Origin of the sequence: Tolypothrix sp. PCC 7712 (genome assembly GCF_025860405.1) — a bacterium.
GTDB classification, from domain to species: Bacteria; Cyanobacteriota; Cyanobacteriia; order Cyanobacteriales; family Nostocaceae; genus Aulosira; species Aulosira diplosiphon.
Genome location: NZ_CP063785.1, coordinates 5,095,706 through 5,113,900, shown reverse-complemented (window position 1 = coordinate 5,113,900; position 18,195 = coordinate 5,095,706). Strand labels below are relative to the sequence as shown.

Sequence of the window (18,195 nt, the reverse complement as noted above, 5' to 3'; positions counted from 1 at the left end):
TTGTCATTAGTTATTTACAAATTTATTGAGTTTTTGAATTATTATAGGTAGTAATAGTATTTGAACATTCAGCTAACCTCCTTTCCTTGCATTCAAATGCTGGGACAAGGATGAAAAACATATTTATATATGAATATTATTGAAAGCAATACACTAATATTTTCAAGAATGCGACAGATTGTAGGGGCACGGCACCTGTAAGATATTGGACATGCCAAAAGATTGTGGATGCCGTGCCCCTACGAAGAATTTATCTGTCTGTTCCATATTTAACTTGCATATATTGGGCGGGCAAGATGCCCAACGCCACAATAAATATACAATTTCAGATTATGCAAACTAGATTTGGTTTAGCTTACCAATGCCCTATGCCCTATGCCCTATGCCCTAATCATTTCACAGATAGCTTTAATTAAAATTTCTGGCTCTACGGGTTTGGCAATATGCTTTTGAAAACCGACTTTGAGAGCCTGTTTTTGGTTATATTCTCCTGCATAAGCTGTGAGAGCGATCGCTTTAATTAATCCGCCTTGTTCTGGTGGTAAGGCTCTCACTTTTTGCATCAACATATAGCCATCCATATTTGGCATTCCGATGTCGCTGAGAATGATGTTGGGTTGAAATTGGGTTAAAGCTGTTAAAGCTTCATTTCCAGAAGCAGCCATGACGACTGTTGCCATTTCTTGCTCTAATAAAAAAGCTACAAATTCACGGGCATCTTGCTCATCGTCAACGACTAAAACTTTGATATCTTTTAAACTGAAAACTTGTGGCGATGTTTCGCCATCCTGATTAATAAAAACGGAACTAGATATGAGTGGGAGTTGAATTGTAAAGGTTGCTCCTTGTTCAACTCCGGGGCTATCTACATAAATGGTTCCGCCATGTAGTTCAGTTAAATGACGAACTATCGCTAAACCTAAACCCAATCCCCCAAATCTGCGGGTGGTTTTGCTATCTTCTTGGCGGAAATAGTCAAAAACGTAAGGTAAAAACTCTGGACTGATACCTTTACCATTGTCTTTTACTTGAATTTGGGCATGGTTGCCAATTTGCTCTACAAAGATTTCAACTTGTCCATTTTCTGGTGTAAATTTAACGGCATTAGTCAGCAAATTCCAGACTATTTGTTGTAGTCTTGCCCCATCTCCAGATACTTGTAAAGTATCATCTATAAAAACTGTTTGAATTTGAATATGTTTTGCTTCTGCTGCTAGGCGCACGGTTTCTAAAGCAGATTCCACAATTGTCACGATATTGACTGGAGAAATTTGCAAAGCCAGTTTACCGCGTAAAATCCGGGAGACATCGAGTAAATCGTCAATTAGTTGGGTTTGCAGTTTGGCGTTGCGTTCGATAGTTGCGATCGCGCGTTGGCTGGTTGTGGTATCTAGTTTACCTGCCAGCAGTAGCTGTGACCAACCGAGAATGGGATTGAGAGGCGATCGCAATTCATGGGATAACACCGCTAAAAATTCATCTTTGATGCGGTTGGCGGTTTCGGCTTCTCCTCTGGCTGCTTGTTCTCTTTCTAGTAGTCGTTCTCGCTCTGCTTCGGAGAGTTTACGCTCGGTAATGTCCGTATGGGTTCCCAACATTCGCAAAGGTTGACCCTGGCTATCCCAAGAGACGATTTTACCTATGGAAAGAATCCATTTCCAAGCACCTGATTTTGTTCGCAGTCTGAACTCGGCACGATAAATATCTATTTTGCCCGCAATATAATCTTCATAGGCTTGATAAGTTGATGCTAAGTCATCGGGATGCAGGCGATCGCGCCATTGAGCGTTGGTTTCCTGAAATTGTTCTGGCTCGTAACCTAGCATCTGAGCATATTCTGGGCTGACTACACCATCACCTGTTTGCACATTGAGGTCGAAAAGTCCCTGATTGGTGGCTGTTAAAGCCAATCGCAAGCGTTCTTCACTTTCGCGCAGCGCCGCCTCGGTTTGCTTACGTCTAATATCGCTAAACGAGATGGCTACCCCATCCCCTAGCTTCACGGCCATATTCCGGAACCATCCCGTAATCCCGTCGGCATTGTAGAATAATTCAATGTCGTGGGCTTTGCCCGTTTCTACAACCTGGACATAGCGTTGAAACAACTCGGCATTAAATTGATTACCAGGAAGCACTTCCAGCAAATATGCTCCTACCAGTTCTTCCACAGGATGCTTGAGAATTTCGGCTGCTTTGGGATTGACATAAGTCCAAACAAAATCTCTGATTGCTCCGGTTTGATCGCGTACGCTATCTAAAATAGTAAAGGCATCAAGGGAAAGTTCTTGACTGACGCGGAGGCGTTCTTCACTGCGGCGTAAAGCTTCTTCATCGCGTTTGCGATCAGTAATATCAAAAAACAGACCATCCCAAGCTTTACCAGATTCCGTTTGCTCAGGACGAGAACGGCCCTGAACCCACTTCAGTTGTCCCGATGGTGTAATCAGCCGTCCTTCCCATTCCCAAGGTAGTGAATTAGCAATAGCGATCGCCACGGAATCTGTAAAGGATGCCCAGTCATCAGGATGAATTAAGCTGAAAAAAGCATTGGCATCTCGAAGAATCGTCTCCGGTGCCAATTCTACCAATTCTCTTGCGCCGGAACTGACATAGGTAAAAGCAGCCGAACCATCGGTTGAGGGCGTATAGCGATAAACCATTCCTGGCATATTACTAACTAGTACCTGGTATCTAGCTTCACTTTGGCGGAGTGCCGATTCTACTTGCTTGCGATGGGTGATGTCCCAACCGATACCCAAACAACCAGGATTTCCCTCAGCATCATGGGCTAAATTAGACCAAATCTCCACATCGATCATTTGCCCATCTTGGCGCTGATGCTGGACTTCAATTGCATGGAGCGATCGCCCACTCAATACTGTTTGAATACTGGCTAGAAATTCTTGGTGGCGATGGGGAACAGTGGGCATAAATTGCTCAATTACCTCCTCTGCACTCCAACCATAAATTTGCTCGGCGGCGCGATTCCACAACTTGACAATCCCTTGAGGATCAAGAAAAGCAATGGCAACTGGACAGAGATCAATGAGAGTTTGTAGCGTCTGGTTCGTACGCTGTAGTTTTTCCTCTACTTGTTTGCGGTTAGTAATATCAAGCACAAAACCAACAACGGTATTTTCTCCCGACATCACAGCGCCATGCAGTATCGGAATCCGAGAACCATCCTTACGAATATACTCCTTCTCAAAAGGTTTACAGGCTCCAGTTGTGAGCAGCTCCTCAACAGCGCGATCGCTCACCTCCAGGTATTCTGGCGGAGTCATCTCCCGCCAACGCATTCGCCCAGACCGTAACTCCTCTTGGGTGTAGCCCACCATTTGCAGAAATATGTCGTTGGCTTCCAAGATGGGGCCGTTTAAATCCGCCACAATAATGCCAATAATGTTGGACTCTGCCAAACAACCAAACTTAGCCTCACTCCGCCTTAATGCTCCCAAATTCGCCTCAGCCTTTCTTTTGGCTGCTCTTTGTGCTTCGTTCAGTGAACTAATCAGCAAAGCTGCCATGAGAAAAACACTCAGTTGCACCAAACTGCCAGAATAAGAAACACTCCATGAGTAGACAGGCTCAACAAAGAAGTAATGAATTACTACTGTAGACACAGCAGTTGCTAGTAGTCCTGGCCCTAAACCTCCATACCAAGCACTCACCATGACTGCGACGAAAAATAGTGGACTTGGTGTTGCATCCAGATACGGACTTAACTTCAGGTTAATCACCAGTGCTAAGACAACTGATAATAAGGCAACGCCATAGTGTAACAGTTTAGTGAGCAATACCTTCCACCTGCTGCGATCGCCCTTGAGCAATTGTGAATGTGCCTCAGTCATCAAACACTTAACTCCGTTTCTGGAAAGTACTGTTCTAGTATCTGAATCTACTCCTGAGGGTTAATCTCTGGTGCATGGTTCAATTTCTTGAGCTGGTGTGAGGTTGCTTAAGCGTCAAACAATTTTAGATTTTAGATTTTGCGAAAAGTTGCGTGCGGGGGTTCCCCCCGTTGAGCAAACTTTTCAAGACGGATTTTGGATTGATTCCACAGATAAATCTGGGGGCTTGTACCATCAAGGAACTATTGGTCAATACATTAAGATTCAATGTAACTATCGTCACAACGATTCTCAATTTTGTAGCCAACTGCTCTTAGAAGAGTTCGAGTAGGAACGGAAAACTGAAGAAATTCGCTAATTCTATAGCATTTGCTAACAGTGATTATCTTTCAGTGGGTGTATGTGTTTATCTATCCTGCGATAGAACTTGAAGAGTGCTGAGTTGGAGAGACGCGATTAATCGCCTCTATACAAGAGTTCTTTTCATTGAAAGCGGCGGGAAACTCCATCCCCTTGTGGGTGGAGAGGGATAGCTGCCCCGCCGCTTGGGGCATTGGGCATTGGTATGTTCTTTCCCATGCCCCATCCCCTATTCCCCATGCCCAAAAACTCCATCCCCTTGTGGGTGGAGTTTTTCATGCTTGGCTGTAAAATTTTTTCATCTAGACTGCCTTCTGCATTGCCATAACGATAATTTTTAACACGAGCTACTTAATGAATTAATGAAAATCTTGCTGATTGAAGACGACGAGATTTTAGTCAGTGTCTTAGCAAATTCTTTAACCCAAAACAATTATGTTGTTGACATCGCGCCAGATGGATATGCGGGTTGGGAATATAGTCAAGCTTATAACTACGATTTGATATTAATTGATGTGGGATTACCGAAACTGGACGGTATTAGTTTATGTCAACGCTTACGTTCTGCTGGTAACTCCACCCCGATTTTGTTAATTACCGCCAAAGATGCAACTAGCGATCGCATCCGTGGGCTTGATGCTGGTGCTGATGATTACCTGATCAAACCGTTAGATTTAGGAGAACTGCAAGCCAGGGTGAGGGCGCTGTTACGTCGGGGTGATACTCCTGTTTCTCTAGTGCTGGAAATTGGCGGATTAAGTCTCGATCCAAGTAGTTGCGAAGTAATATTTAACGGTAAACTCCTAGATTTAACACCTAAAGAATACAGCCTGCTCGAGTTATTTATCCGCAACCCTTCCCGAGTTTTTAGCCGGGGAAATATTATCGAGCATCTCTGGACTTTTGACGATCCACCCCAAGAAGAAAGTGTTAAATCGCACATTAAAGGCTTGCGGCAAAAGTTAAAAGCAGTCGGCGCAGTCGATTGGATTGAAAATGTATATGGTTTGGGATATCGATTGCACCCAGCGGTGAAAGCAGCGGGGGAGCAGAGAAGAGAGGATAAACCAAAATTACCCGTCTCTAATATTCAACAGCAGTTTAACCAAGCAATGAGTAAGTTGTGGCATCAATATGAAGGGTTGATGCAGCAACGGATGGCGGTACTGCAAGCAGCCGCCGCTGCACTTTCTGGAGAGTTATCTCTAGAGTTACGCCAATCCGCAGAAAAAGAAGCTCATAAGCTAGCTGGTGTGTTAGGAATGTTTGAGCTAGAGACGGGTACTCAGATAGCGCGGGAAATTGAGCAGATTTTGGGGAAAAATGCCAAATTATCTGCGGCTCAAAAAACGCAATTGCGATCGCAAATTCAAGAGTTGGGTAACTTAATCAATTTGATGGGGCAAAATTCCAATCCAACTACCACCTTGAATGCAGAAGAAATTAGTCAGCGATTACTATTAATTGACCCCAATCCGCAACTGAGTTCGCATTTGCAACAACTTGTTGGCAACTTAGGTATAGACTGGCAACAAATTACCAAGTTAGCGGAAGCCAAAAACCTACTACAAACTACATCACCAGATTTAGTGGTGCTAAATGTCAGTGAAATGGGACATCGACAAGAAAGTTTGGCGTTGCTATCAGATTTAGCTACTCGGACTCCGCCTATACCCGTTGTGGTACTAGCTGCTGATGAGTTAGCAGAACGCGTAACTTTGGCGCAGTATGGCGCACGGGGTTTTTTAGCTCAACCTGTAACAGCCGCTCAAATTTGGGATGTTGCATCTCAACTATTACAGCGCACTCACGATTTACGAGTGAATGTCTTGGTTGTCGATGACGATCCTGTGATTCTAGCTGCATTGCGCTCAATGTTGGAACCTTGGGGGATGCGGGTGACAGCATTAGACAAGCCGTTGCGTTTCTGGGAGTTACTGCAATCCACCACACCAGATTTGTTGATTTTGGATGTGGAAATGCCTGATATCAGTGGCATAGAATTATGCCAAGCAGTTCGCACAGATCCGCAATGGCAGGAATTGCCGATTATGTTTCTCACCGCACACCGCGACATAGAAACCGTGCAGCAGGTGTTTGCGGTTGGCGGAGATGACTATGTAATTAAACCAGTAGTAGGCGCAGAACTATTAGCGCGGATTAATCATCGCTTAGAACGCAGTCGCTTACTCCAGTCGCTTTCTACTAAAGATTCGCTCACCGGATTAGCAAATCAGTTACAGTCTAGCCGCGACTTGCAGCAGTTAATTATTCAAGCCCAAAAACATCAGCATTCCCTTTGCTTGGCGATATTGAGTATCACAGATTTACGCCAAATCAACAGCAAATATGGACATGAAACTGGTAACCAAGTATTGCAACGATGGAGTCGTCTATTTCAATCTACATTGTGTAGCGGCGAAGTTCTTGGTTATTGGGGCAATGGAGAATTTGTCATCGGATTTTCTGGGTTAACCAAACCAGAAGTCAAAGACCGCTTAGGTAATATTTTAACTACTCTCCGCCAGCAAATATTCACAGATGCCAATGGCGATCGCTTTCAAGCCGTTTGCAATTGTGCTGTGGTTGAGTATCCTCAAGATGGACAAAACATTCAATCTTTATATCAAGCTGCCATTGGTCTTTAAAAAGGCTTTTCCCTGCTTGTATGTGAATTAATTTTAAAGCCTAATTATGTTCCTGATGAAGCGAAGCATCTGTCCGGAATGAAAGAGAGGACTTATGTAATAACTATGTATATTCCAACACCGATATTATGAAAAATATTCAGTATATAGATCCTAATTTTGAGCAGCTTTTCGCTGAAATTGACCCCCAAATAGCAAATTCCTTTACGGCAGAGCAATTAGCAGCTATACACAGGGGTTTTGGCTCTAGTTCTTGGAATCGTCATCCTTTAGACATTAGAGTTACAGTACCAATTCCAGGATTAAGGTTTTATCTGGTATTGCTAGGAGGTTTAGAACGTCGTTCTCAAAAGCGTTTACGCTATGAAAAAGGGTTATATCCTTTTTGGACTATTAAAAATATCTTGTTTATCATAGCAATTCTCGGAATTATATCTGCTTCTAGCTATACTATATTTTCTTTTGCTTTATCTTCTCGCGCTGCCAAATCCAGTGCTTATTATCCAACTTCAATTCCTTGGATTTCTGACCAATCAGAATGTGAAAATACAAATAGAGTCTGGCGTGATGATAAGTGTTGGGATTATCAACACAGCCCCGATTTCTAATAATACTATGAAATCTAAATACTGAGTTATTTTGTAATCACGAATTACGAATTGCCAAATTGATTATTACCAGGAACCTAATATGCCAAAAAACCGTTTTACCAAACCTAATTCACAACCCGATCCATTTGTACAAAAATTCTTCGCCCGTATTCCTCCTCAAACAGCAGCTACTTTTACATCTGTCCAATTAGCGGAGCTAAAAAGGGTGTTTGAAAATCGGGTGAGTAGGAATCATGCTGTGGATATGAGGCTTTCCATTCCCTTTTTTAAAAAGCGTTTTTATCTAGTTTTTTTACTCGGTAGAGAAAAGCGTTTAAAGCCACGTGTTTGATACAGTATTTTTCAATTTGATAATGTAGAAATTGGCTGGCTTTGAAGCAGTTATCAGCAGAGATAAGCAGATTTTTTAGATTTTAATATGAAGTCCCTCACAATAGCTGGAACCGCAGCAACGATTTTTTGATAGAGTGATGCTTTGTCGAATGCTCTTCATCTTATATGTCGTCCCAGGTATCGCTCCCTCAATCGCTGCAAACAGGCTTACCTCTCACTGCGCTTGCACCCATGCAGGATGTGACAAACCTGTGGTTTATGAAAGTCATTGCCCAATATGGTAGCCCTGACTATTTCTTTACCGAGTATTTCCGCGTTAATGAGACTTCACGGCTAAATCGGAGCATTCTGGCAGCAATCACCGAAAACGACACAGGCCGCCCGGTTTTTGCTCAAATGATTGGCGAAAGTATTCCAGATTTGGTCAGAACAGCAAAGGAACTCTGCAAATATAATATTGCTGGCGTTGACTTGAATATGGGCTGTCCAGCACCAAGAATCTATCGCAAGCAAGTCGGGGGTGGATTGCTGCTTACGCCAGAAAAAGTGGATCGGATTTTGGGAGAATTACGACAAGCCGTTAGCGATCGCCCTTTGACTGTCAAGATGCGTGTAGGCTTTGAAAATACAGATACTTTTTACAAGATTCTAGATTTAATTAATCGCCACAGCATTGATTTGCTGAGTTTGCATGGTCGTACGGTCAAAGATATGTACCACGGCCCAGTCAAATATAATTTGATTGCGGAAGCTGTAAGGTGGGTAAATTGTCCAGTGCTGGCTAACGGTAATATTTACTCAGCGAAAAAAGCCTTAGAAATACTTGCTCAAACTGGCGCAGCAGGTGTGATGGTGGGACGCTGGGCGATTGGGAATCCTTGGCTATTTAATCAAATTCGCCAAGCTTTGCGAAAAGAAGCGATCGCACCCATGCCATTAGTAGAAGTACGCAACTATGTTGAGCGTTTATGGCAAACCCCAGAAGCACCCAATATACCAGAGCGGGCGCGCGTCGGCTACCTAAAAATGTTTCTCAATTACATTGCTTTAAGTGTAGATGCCCAAGGGCATTTCCTGCGACTGATGCGTCAGGCACAAACCGAGGTAGAACTATTTAAAATTTGCGATCGCTTTCTCCTAGGTGAAGAAACAAAAACTTTAGCCCTAGAACCCTATCAAGGTGTGTAAGAGACTTCCAAGTCTTTTCGGTTAAGGGGAATGGGGAATGGGTAATGGGTAATGGGTAATGGGTAATGGGTAATGGGTAATGGGAAAGAAAAAACCTTTAACCCTTAACCTTTCACCTTTTCCCCAAAAGCTATTTTGAGTTCAAAACGCTATCCCTTGTAGTATTGGGAGAGAATAAATTACCATGCCCCATGCCCCATGCCCAATGCCCATTTTCAAACTCCATCCCCTTAAGGGTGGAGTTTTTTTAGCTAGCTGTGACTCACACTATTAATAGATTGCTGCGCGCATAAAAGTTTGAGGTAAGGTGTAATGAATATTGCTACCAGAAAAGAGCTGCTCATGACTAACAAAACTGCTGATACTCTATATCCAGTTGAAGAATTGCTGCGGGAACGGTGGAGTCCTTTGGCGTTTTCTGAGGAACTAGTGGAAACAGATAAATTATGCACTGTTTTAGAAGCAGCAGGATGGGCAGCATCTTCTTACAATGAGCAGCCGTGGAGTTTTATTGTTGCTACTAAAGACAATCCAGTAGAATTTCAACGTTTATTAGATTGCCTAGTAGAAGGAAATCAAGAATGGGCGAAAAATGTCCCAGTTTTGATGATTTCCGTAGCCAAACTTAACTTTGAGCGCAACGGTGCAGAAAATCGGCACGCCTTTCATGATGTCGGTGCAGCGACGACTACTTTAGCAATCCAAGCTATGGCATTAGGGCTATTTATTCACCAAATGGCGGGATTTGATGTAGCTAAAGCCAAAGAAGTATACAGCATTCCAGATGGTTATGAGCCTGTAGCTGCGATCGCCCTTGGCTATCTTGGCGATCCGCAAACTCTCTCAGAAAAGTTACAGCAACGAGAGTTGGCGCTACGCAGCCGCAAACCTTTAGAAACCTATGTGTTCTCTGGTAGTTGGAATCAAGTCTCACCAGTTATCAACAGCCAAGATTGAAGTTTTGAGGCAATACTTGTCGGTTAAGGATTTTAAACTCTTAATTTGGTTTAGGGAAAAGGTGAAAGGGTAAGGGTTAAAGGTTTTTTCTTGCCCCTTTTACCCTTCCCCTTTTCTCCTTAACCGACAAGTATTGAGAGTTGAGATGAATATTTTCCTACTCAGGTTGGAGGACTAATTATTTAGTTCAGCTAATAATTAATTGTTCCGCTTTAGTGGTCTATCGCGTTAATCATGTGGGGCTGTGAGATCCCCGACTTCTTCAAGAAGTCGGGGATCTGAACCCTAGCAAATTCTCATAACTTTGACGATAAATCACTAGTTCATAAATACAGCAGATTGCAAGTTGGCGAAGTACAGATAATTGTAAGGGCACGGCAGTGCCGTGCCCCTACCTGCGTACCTCATTTACCTGAACAACGCTGTAAATTACCAATTTACATTCAGTTAATTTTGCTTGGGCAGTGGAAGGTTGCGCTAATGGAAACTCCTAATCCGAAAATCAATAATTCCGCTTTCAAAAGGCTTTCGGGACAACAAGGGCTGCTGGTAGGGTTGGGGCTGGGTGTAGTCTTAGCTATTGGCGGGATGACTGTGTTTTCTCGTTTTGGGAATCAGCGTGCAGCTGCTCCCACTCAATCTGCTCCCGCCGCAGGTGCTAAAAATGCCGCATTACCAGTAAAAGTTCAGCAAGTTGCCACTAGTACGACTGAAGAAAGTACCAATTTTGTGGGAGCGTTAGAAGCACAGCAAAAAGTGACGCTACAACCGCAAATTCAGGGGCGAATTGAAAATATTCTCGTGTCTAGCGGGCAACGGGTGCAGAAGGGAACGCCCATTGCATCTTTGAGTTTGGATCAGACTCAGGCAAATGTTGCTAGTTCCATCGCCGCCGCTAATGCTGCCCAAGCGGGGTTAAAAACGGCGCAAGCACAGCTACAACAAGCCCAGGCACAGCGTACTAAAGTAGCTGCAAATCTTCAGCTTCAGCAAACCCAATTGAACCGCACTCAACAATTAGTCAGAGAGGGGGCGTTAGCAGCGCAGCAGTTAGATATTGCTAGGAATAATGTGCAAAGTGCGATCGCGGATTTACAAGCCGCAGATAAGGAAGTTGCAGCCGCGAATGCTGGTATTAGGCAAGCTCAGGCGAATATCCGCCAAGCCCAAGCAGGTACGGCTGCGGCGCAAGTAAATGTGAATCTTAAACGTGTAGTATCACCGATTAATGGCATAGTCGGTGAATTTCCTGTAAAAATTGGGGATTATGTCTCCACTGGGCAAACTATCACCACCATTATTCAAAATGATGCCCTAGATTTAAATCTTTCTGTACCTTCCAATCGCTTGAAGCAACTACGAGTTGGCTTACCTGTGCAGTTAGTCGATCCAACGACGCAGCAAGTAATTGGTACGGGGGCAATTAACTATATTTCTCCTACAGTTAGTTCTAATCAACAATCGATTTTAAGCAAAGCACGTTTTAATAATTCCCCAGGAAGATTGCGCGATGGGCAATATGTGCAAGCGCGGATTATTTGGAATCGCCAACCAGGGGTATTGATTCCCACTGTGGCTATTTCTCGGATTGGCGGACAAAGTTTTGTCTTTGTCACAGAAAATACAACTGTTAACGGCAAGCCACAGCAAATTGTGCATCAGCGTTTAGTGCGTCTTGGTGATATTCAAGGAACGAATTATCAAGTTCTGGAAGGACTTAAACCAGGCGAAACCATTGTTACCTCTGGCATTCTCAAACTGAGAGAAGGCACACCCATTCAACCCCAATCCTAAATCCAGGAGACTTGAGCGTGTCGATCGCGAACAACTTTATCAAACGCCCGGTGTTAACTACCGTTTGTACCCTAGTGATTCTGCTTTTGGGGTGCCTGTGTATTCCGCTACTACCACTTAATTATCTGCCAGATATTGCCCCAATTCGGGTTCAGGTATCAGCGAACTATACCGGGGCAGATGTTGCCACCGTTGAAAGTGCTGTGACTACAACCCTAGAGCGGCAAATTAACGGTGTCGAGGGTATGCAATACATGACCTCGAACAGTTCCGCAGGCAGCAGTCAAATTTCAGTATATTTTGGTGCAGAAACTGATAAAAATATTGCTCAGGTTAACGTACAAAATCGCATCGCCAGGGCAACACCCCGCTTACCCACCAGCGTGCAACAACTGGGTGTGACAGCACAAACGGCTTCCACAAGTATTTTGTTGGTGTATACCTTCTATGCCGAAAATAACGAGTACGATCCGCTATTTATTAGTAACTATATTGACCTAAATTTACGCGATCAACTGCTGCGAACGCCAGGAGTCGGAGATTTGACGATTTTTGGGGAAAAACGCTATGCTATGCGGCTATGGCTCGATCCTAATGCCTTGGCGAGTCGGCAATTAACTGTGGCAGATGTGGCGACAGCACTGCGATCGCAAAATATTCTCGCTGGGGCCGGAACCTTGGGACAAGCACCCATACCCCCAGGACAAAGCTATGAAATTCCGTTGCGGGTAAATGGTCAGTTTCAAAATGCGGCGGAGTTTGAGAACCTAGTTATTAAAGCTGGGAGTAATGGAGATTTAATAAAACTCCGAGATGTAGGACGTGCGGAACTCGGCTCGGAGACTTACGCCAGCAATGCCAGAAATAACGGTAAACCTGCGATTGGACTGGCAATTTATCAATCACCGGGAAGTAATGCGCTAGATGTGGCGAAAAACATTGAAGCGCAGATGGAAGAGTTAAGCAAAGAGTTTCCACCCGGATTAAAAACCCAGGTGGTTTACGATACCGTGGGTTTTGTGCAAGCTTCCCTAGAAGAAGTAGTGAAAACTCTGGTGGAAGCAATTGTTCTGGTTGTCTTGGTGATTTTTCTGTTTCTCCAAGACTGGCGCGCCACAATTATTCCCCTGGTAGCAATTCCGGTTTCCCTAGTTGGTGCATTAGCATTTGCTTACATATTCAAATTTTCCCTCAACAATTTAACTTTATTCGGCTTAATCTTAGCCACAGGGTTAGTTGTGGATGATGCAATTATCGTTGTGGAAGCGATCGCCCGCAAAATTGAACAGGGAGTCAGGCCGCTGCAAGCTTCCTTTGAAGCAATGGAAGAATTGACGGGGGCGGTAGTTGCAACATCGCTGGTATTAATGGCGGTATTTATTCCCGTGGCATTTTTCCCAGGTTCTACCGGAAAAATGTATCAGCAGTTCGCCTTAGTCATTGCCTTCTCTATTGTGATTTCCACATTTAACGCCCTTACCTTCAGTCCCAGTATGGCGGCGATTTTGCTGCGTCCACCGCAACCCAAACGCGGCCCCTTGGGCTGGTTTTTTACCAAATTTAATCAGGTTGTGGCATGGATTATCGATAGATTTCTGGCAATTGTCCGCTTTTTAATTCGCCTGCGTTATGCTGTCGTCGCCTTGTTTGTGGTGGGATTATTTGGAACTTATTTTATGTTCACCCAGGTGCCCACAGGATTTGTACCCAATGAAGACCAGGGGATTGTTTTAGGGATTATTCAAGGCCCCGATGGAGTTGCCCTCAATTATACAGATGAAGTAATTACCAAACTTGAACAAATTCTGCAAAAAGAACCAGAAATTGAAAACGTTTTTGCAACTTCCGGATTTGGTTTTGCTGGTAGCGGCTCAAATCGCGGTGTCTTCTTTGCCAAACTGAAACCTTGGGAGGAACGCACCAACCCAAACCAAAGCGCCTCAGCAATTTTAAAGCGAATTAATGGCGCATTTCAAACCATCCCAGAAGCAATTATTACCGCCGTCAATCCGCCGCCAATTCAAGGTTTTAGCACCTTGGGGGGATTTGAGTTACAACTAGAAGACCGCACCAATGGCAGATTGACAATAGATGACTTCTTCGCCAACGCCCAAGCGGTGATTGCTCAAGCCAACCAACAACCATCCCTAGCAGGTGGAGTGTTTACGCAGTTTACCGCCAGTACACCCCAGTTTCAAATTGACTTCGATCGCAATCGCCTAGAAGCACTCAATGTTGATTTTCAGCAAGCTGTCAACACCTTGGGCGCAGCCATCGGCTCCCAGTATGTCAATGATTTTACCTTGGGACAGCAGAGCTATCGCGTTTACGTCCAAGCCGAGGGCAATTATCGGCGATCGCCTGATGATATTAATCAACTTTATGTGCGATCGGCAAACAACCAAATGGTGCGCTTGAGTGAAGTAGCCAAACTCACACCCATTACAGGGCCATCTGTGATCTCTCACTACAACGGCTTCCGTTCCATCAGTATCCAAGGTAGAGAAGCACAGGGTTACAGTAGCGGACAAGCAATCCAAGCCATGCAGCAAACAGTAACCGCCACCGCATTACCAGGCGTAGGTAGCGATTGGACAGGAACCGCCCGCGAAGAATTATCCGCAGGTAACTTAGGGATTCTGATTTTCGGCTTCGGGATTATTATGGTGTTCCTCACCCTAGCTGCTCAGTATGAAAGTTATGTTGACCCAGCAATTATTCTGTTAACTGTACCCTTAGCCTTGTTTGGTGCATTAAGTGCGCTATCATTGCGCGGTTTGGTAAACGATGTTTACGCCAACGTCGCCTTGGTAATGTTAATCGGACTCGCCTCCAAAAACGCAATTTTGATTGTCGAGTTCGCCAACCAAGCCTTTGAGCAAGGAATGACAATTACCCAAGCAGCCTTAACAGCCGCCCAAGAGCGATTTCGACCCATCGTCATGACATCCAGCGCCTCATTGCTGGGATTCTTCCCCCTCGTCATCGCCTCCGGTGCAGGTTCCGCCTCCCGTTGGTCTTTAGGAACAGCGTTATTTGGGGGATTACTGGTAGCAACAGTTTTAAGCTTACTAATTGTGCCAGTTTTGTATGTCATCATCAAGAATTTAGAAGAACGCTTCTTAAAACGCAAACCTGCTCATCAAACCAAATCGCCTAACTCTGATATACAAGAGGAACAAGTAGCTGCTGGGGTGGGGAGTGGTGATGAGCGCGGTTCCGGTGATTCCAGGTAAATGTGAGCAGAGCAATACTGCTCTCAAAATTGGTTAAGGGGGAAAGGTTAAGGGTTAAGGGTTAAGGGTTAAAGGTTTTTCTTTCCCATTCCCCATTCCCCTTTCCCCCTTAACCTTCCATATTTAACTTGCATATATGGGGCGGGCAAGATGCCCAACGCCACTTGCTACAACGCGGGGAACCCGCGCAACACAGTGGCTCCCCCACAATAAATATACAATTGCAAATTAGATGTGGTTTAGCTTAACAAAACCAAAAAACTACTAACTCAACAAAAAACCGAACAATCATTTTGGAGGGGGTTTGGGGGACGCAACCGTCACCCAATCGGGGGTTTGGGGGAGAATCCCCCAATTCTGCCGGCTTCTTTAATAAGTCACAAATCAATCGCTAATGAGCTTAACCCCAGCTAGGTGATATTAAAATCCTAGCCAAGAGCGATCGCAAATTTCTATTATGCCGACTCCGTACTTAACACACCTAACTCTAAACCCATATCAGCTGATTAAAAAATTTTAAAGATTCCGATCCGACTGAGAAATACACTGAGACAATGAAAGTGTACCCCAATAATTTCATATCAAGTCCGGTTAATTAATTCATGATACGGGTATCTGTGCAAAAACAGAGTTTCTCTGTTTCCCCTTGCTCCCCATAGTCTTCATGATGAGTCTTTAACCAAACAAGATATAACAGGGGTGTTGAGTATCGGAGCAAAGCAAATGAACGCCAAACTGATCGCTTTCTCTGGAATTGTCACCGCACTATTAGGCGCAGGAATAGGTTTTATTATTGCCTATTTACTTCCTTCCCCCTATACAAGCCCAATGTATAAGGATTTGGCGGCAAAATACGCCATTATTGGTGGCGCTGCTGGTTTGCTGATTGGCTCCAGTCAAGAAATGGTTCGCGAACTCAAGCAAGAACGAGATGCAGAAGAAGAATTACTGCGAGATTTAGATAAAGCTATTCGCTCTAGTACAAATAAAGAAAAGTAACGACAGATATCAATACTTGTGGGTTAAGGGAACAGGGGAATGGTTCAAGGGAAAGAAAAAACCTTTAACCCTTAACCTTTACCCCAAAACCAATTTTGAATTCAAATCGCTTAACCGAGCAGTATTAGGACAGATATATGTGTGAGTCCTTGCAATCATCAGTACCACGGAAATAGCTATACCAAATATCTCAATGCTTTTTAGGAAGTGTTCAAATTTGAATACTTCATTTTTTTATATCAAATACTCGACAGGGTGACAAAGAAGTTACAAAGCAGACAGGATAATGTGCATATAACTGCTAGTTTCCATCCCCTTGAGGGGTGATGAATTGAAAACGAGGGAAGCGAATGCCCATTGGTGTCAACTTAACGTGAAACCCGCTTGGCGACAAGGTTCTGCCCTCACCCCCAGCCCCTCTCCCACCAGGAGAGGGGAGTAAGAAATTTAGTTCCCCTTCTCCTGCGGGAGAAGGGGTTAGGGGATGAGGGCGCGAGGTATTTGTACAACACGCGCCGTATATAGCTTTAAGCTTAAGTTGACACATATGGCGAATGCCTCCCCCCTATCCCTATAAGTATGGTTTCCATCCCCGTGAGGGGTGATGAATTGAAAACAAAATCAAAGGTAATCCATGCTTGCCTTTGATTAAGTCGACGTTTCCATCCCCGTGAGGGGTGATGAATTGAAAACTACTCCAATTCTTTTTTGGTTTATTTATTTACACAACAGTTTCCATCCCCGTGAGGGGTGATGAATTGAAAACATTACAGTTATTAAAACTGCTAAAGCAGTTAATAACAGTTTCCATCCCCGTGAGGGGTGATGAATTGAAAACTTTATACAATTGGTATGCAACAGGCACAAGCGACAGGTTTCCATCCCCGTGAGGGGTGATGAATTGAAAACCCTACCCTTTTAGAACGCTTGCTATGACTGGGTTTGAAAGTGTCATTTTAGCGGGGGGTCTAATTTTACTATCAATAAGCATACTTTACTGACAATAAGCCACCACGACAAGCATCTTAAAGCCTTACTCAGTAAGCGATTAGCGGGGGTCAACGAAAGAATAAGGGTTTCCAGCATTGGCATACCCCCGCTAAAAATTTGCGTGTGAAAGGTAAAAGCTAATACTTTAACTTTCACTAGGAAACGTTATATTAAGTTTTCGAGGTACTGTAATGTTGAGTAATAGTATAACAAAACACTTAGAATTTTGAAAGCCGAAAACATTAACTTTTCAGTATTACAGACAAACCAAAAGCCAAAACAATAATAAAAGTTAGCATATCAATTAAGAGCGATCGCTCCGCTAAAGCCTTCTCTTTGCTACGCAACGCTAGGGCGAACGGCTAACGTACTTTTAGCAAATCTCTGATAGTTTTGGCTACACAGTGATGATGGTGTTCGGTGATGCACTGACGCAAAGGAGAAAGCAATCTCTGCTTTTGCTTGCTGAATATACCGAAATGAGAAAGCAAAAGGTCATTCTGAGAAAGCAATATCTGCTCTTACTTGCTGAATATACTGAAATGAGAAAGCAAAAGGTCATTGAGAGAAAACAATATCTGCTTTTACTTACTAACTATCATCAAACGAGAAAGCAAAAGGGCATTTTGAGAAAACAATATCTGCTTTTACTTACTAAATATCATCAAACGAGAAAGCAAAAGGGCATTTTGAGAAAACAATATCTGCTTTTGCTTTCTTAATAATTGAGAGATTGAATTTTGTAGGTCGCTATGCTACTGTTTATACCAAAATCTGCACCTTGAAAACTAAATCGTACTAGCTCCCTTTTTAAAAAGGATTTAGGAGAAGCTAAAACGTTTTGCTATCAACCGCAAGACTTTTAAAACATTCTCTATTAGTTAGTTTCCTGCAGTCATTTTGTTAAGTAATGTAAACTGAGGGGGTCGTCCAAAGTCTTAAAGGCTGATTGTTTCGTAGACCCCCTCAGGTAACCTACTGTATAAGGGTTTGAGTTACTTAAAGACTGTATTTATTGTCAATAATTATAGTCTATTGACAGGTAAAACAGACCCCCCTCAGTTTTACAGTTATGTAAGCCTTATTTGGTAAGCTTTCTGCAAGAGTAGGGTTTTAAATCACTTACCCCTCACGGGGATGGAAACAACTCCTATGACCTCCTGTAGGAATGCCATCCTGCATTATGTTTTAAATCACTTACCCCTCACGGGGATGGAAACTTTATAGA

10 protein-coding genes and 1 CRISPR repeat array are annotated in these 18,195 nt (G+C 43.6%); of the genes, 9 read left to right on the top strand and 1 reads right to left on the bottom strand.

Annotation, left to right across the window (positions count from 1 at the left end):
• Positions 1-380: 380 nt before the first annotated feature.
• Entirely contained in the window at positions 381-3,851 is a 3,471-nt protein-coding gene (locus HGR01_RS20880; protein WP_052335176.1) for a PAS domain S-box protein, read from the bottom strand.
• 722 nt (positions 3,852-4,573) lie between these two features.
• Between HGR01_RS20880 and HGR01_RS20875 the strand changes: the two genes are divergently transcribed.
• The 9 genes from HGR01_RS20875 to HGR01_RS20835 all read left to right on the top strand — a co-directional run bounded on the left by HGR01_RS20875 (position 4,574) and on the right by HGR01_RS20835 (position 17,689).
• Positions 4,574-6,859 (top strand): response regulator, encoded by a 2,286-nt coding sequence (locus HGR01_RS20875; RefSeq protein WP_045870201.1) that lies wholly within the window; start codon positions 4,574-4,576, stop codon positions 6,857-6,859.
• A 128-nt stretch (positions 6,860-6,987) separates the two neighbouring features.
• A complete protein-coding gene (locus tag HGR01_RS20870) occupies positions 6,988-7,467 on the top strand; it encodes a hypothetical protein (RefSeq protein WP_052335175.1) in 480 nt (159 codons plus the stop codon).
• An 82-nt stretch (positions 7,468-7,549) separates the two neighbouring features.
• Positions 7,550-7,801 (top strand): hypothetical protein, encoded by a 252-nt coding sequence (locus HGR01_RS20865; protein WP_052335174.1) that lies wholly within the window; start codon positions 7,550-7,552, stop codon positions 7,799-7,801.
• A 167-nt stretch (positions 7,802-7,968) separates the two neighbouring features.
• Positions 7,969-8,991, top strand: a complete 1,023-nt coding sequence (locus tag HGR01_RS20860) for a tRNA-dihydrouridine synthase family protein (RefSeq protein ID WP_045870200.1) — start codon at positions 7,969-7,971, stop codon at positions 8,989-8,991.
• A 342-nt stretch (positions 8,992-9,333) separates the two neighbouring features.
• A complete protein-coding gene (locus HGR01_RS20855) occupies positions 9,334-9,948 on the top strand; it encodes a nitroreductase family protein (RefSeq protein ID WP_045870503.1) in 615 nt (204 codons plus the stop codon).
• 480 nt (positions 9,949-10,428) lie between these two features.
• Positions 10,429-11,742 (top strand): efflux RND transporter periplasmic adaptor subunit, encoded by a 1,314-nt coding sequence (locus HGR01_RS20850; RefSeq protein WP_228045567.1) that lies wholly within the window; start codon positions 10,429-10,431, stop codon positions 11,740-11,742.
• Between the two features lie 11 nt (positions 11,743-11,753).
• A complete protein-coding gene (locus HGR01_RS20845) occupies positions 11,754-14,978 on the top strand; it encodes an efflux RND transporter permease subunit (protein WP_081584000.1) in 3,225 nt (1,074 codons plus the stop codon).
• 723 nt (positions 14,979-15,701) lie between these two features.
• Positions 15,702-15,977: a hypothetical protein gene (locus HGR01_RS20840; protein WP_045870199.1), complete on the top strand. Its 276-nt coding sequence runs from the start codon at positions 15,702-15,704 to the stop codon at positions 15,975-15,977.
• A gap of 582 nt (positions 15,978-16,559) precedes the next feature.
• Positions 16,560-16,886: direct repeats of the CRISPR family, unit length 35 nt; unit sequence GTTTCCATCCCCGTGAGGGGTGATGAATTGAAAAC.
• 488 nt (positions 16,887-17,374) lie between these two features.
• A complete protein-coding gene (locus tag HGR01_RS20835) occupies positions 17,375-17,689 on the top strand; it encodes a hypothetical protein (protein ID WP_045870198.1) in 315 nt (104 codons plus the stop codon).
• Positions 17,690-18,195 lie beyond the last annotated feature (506 nt).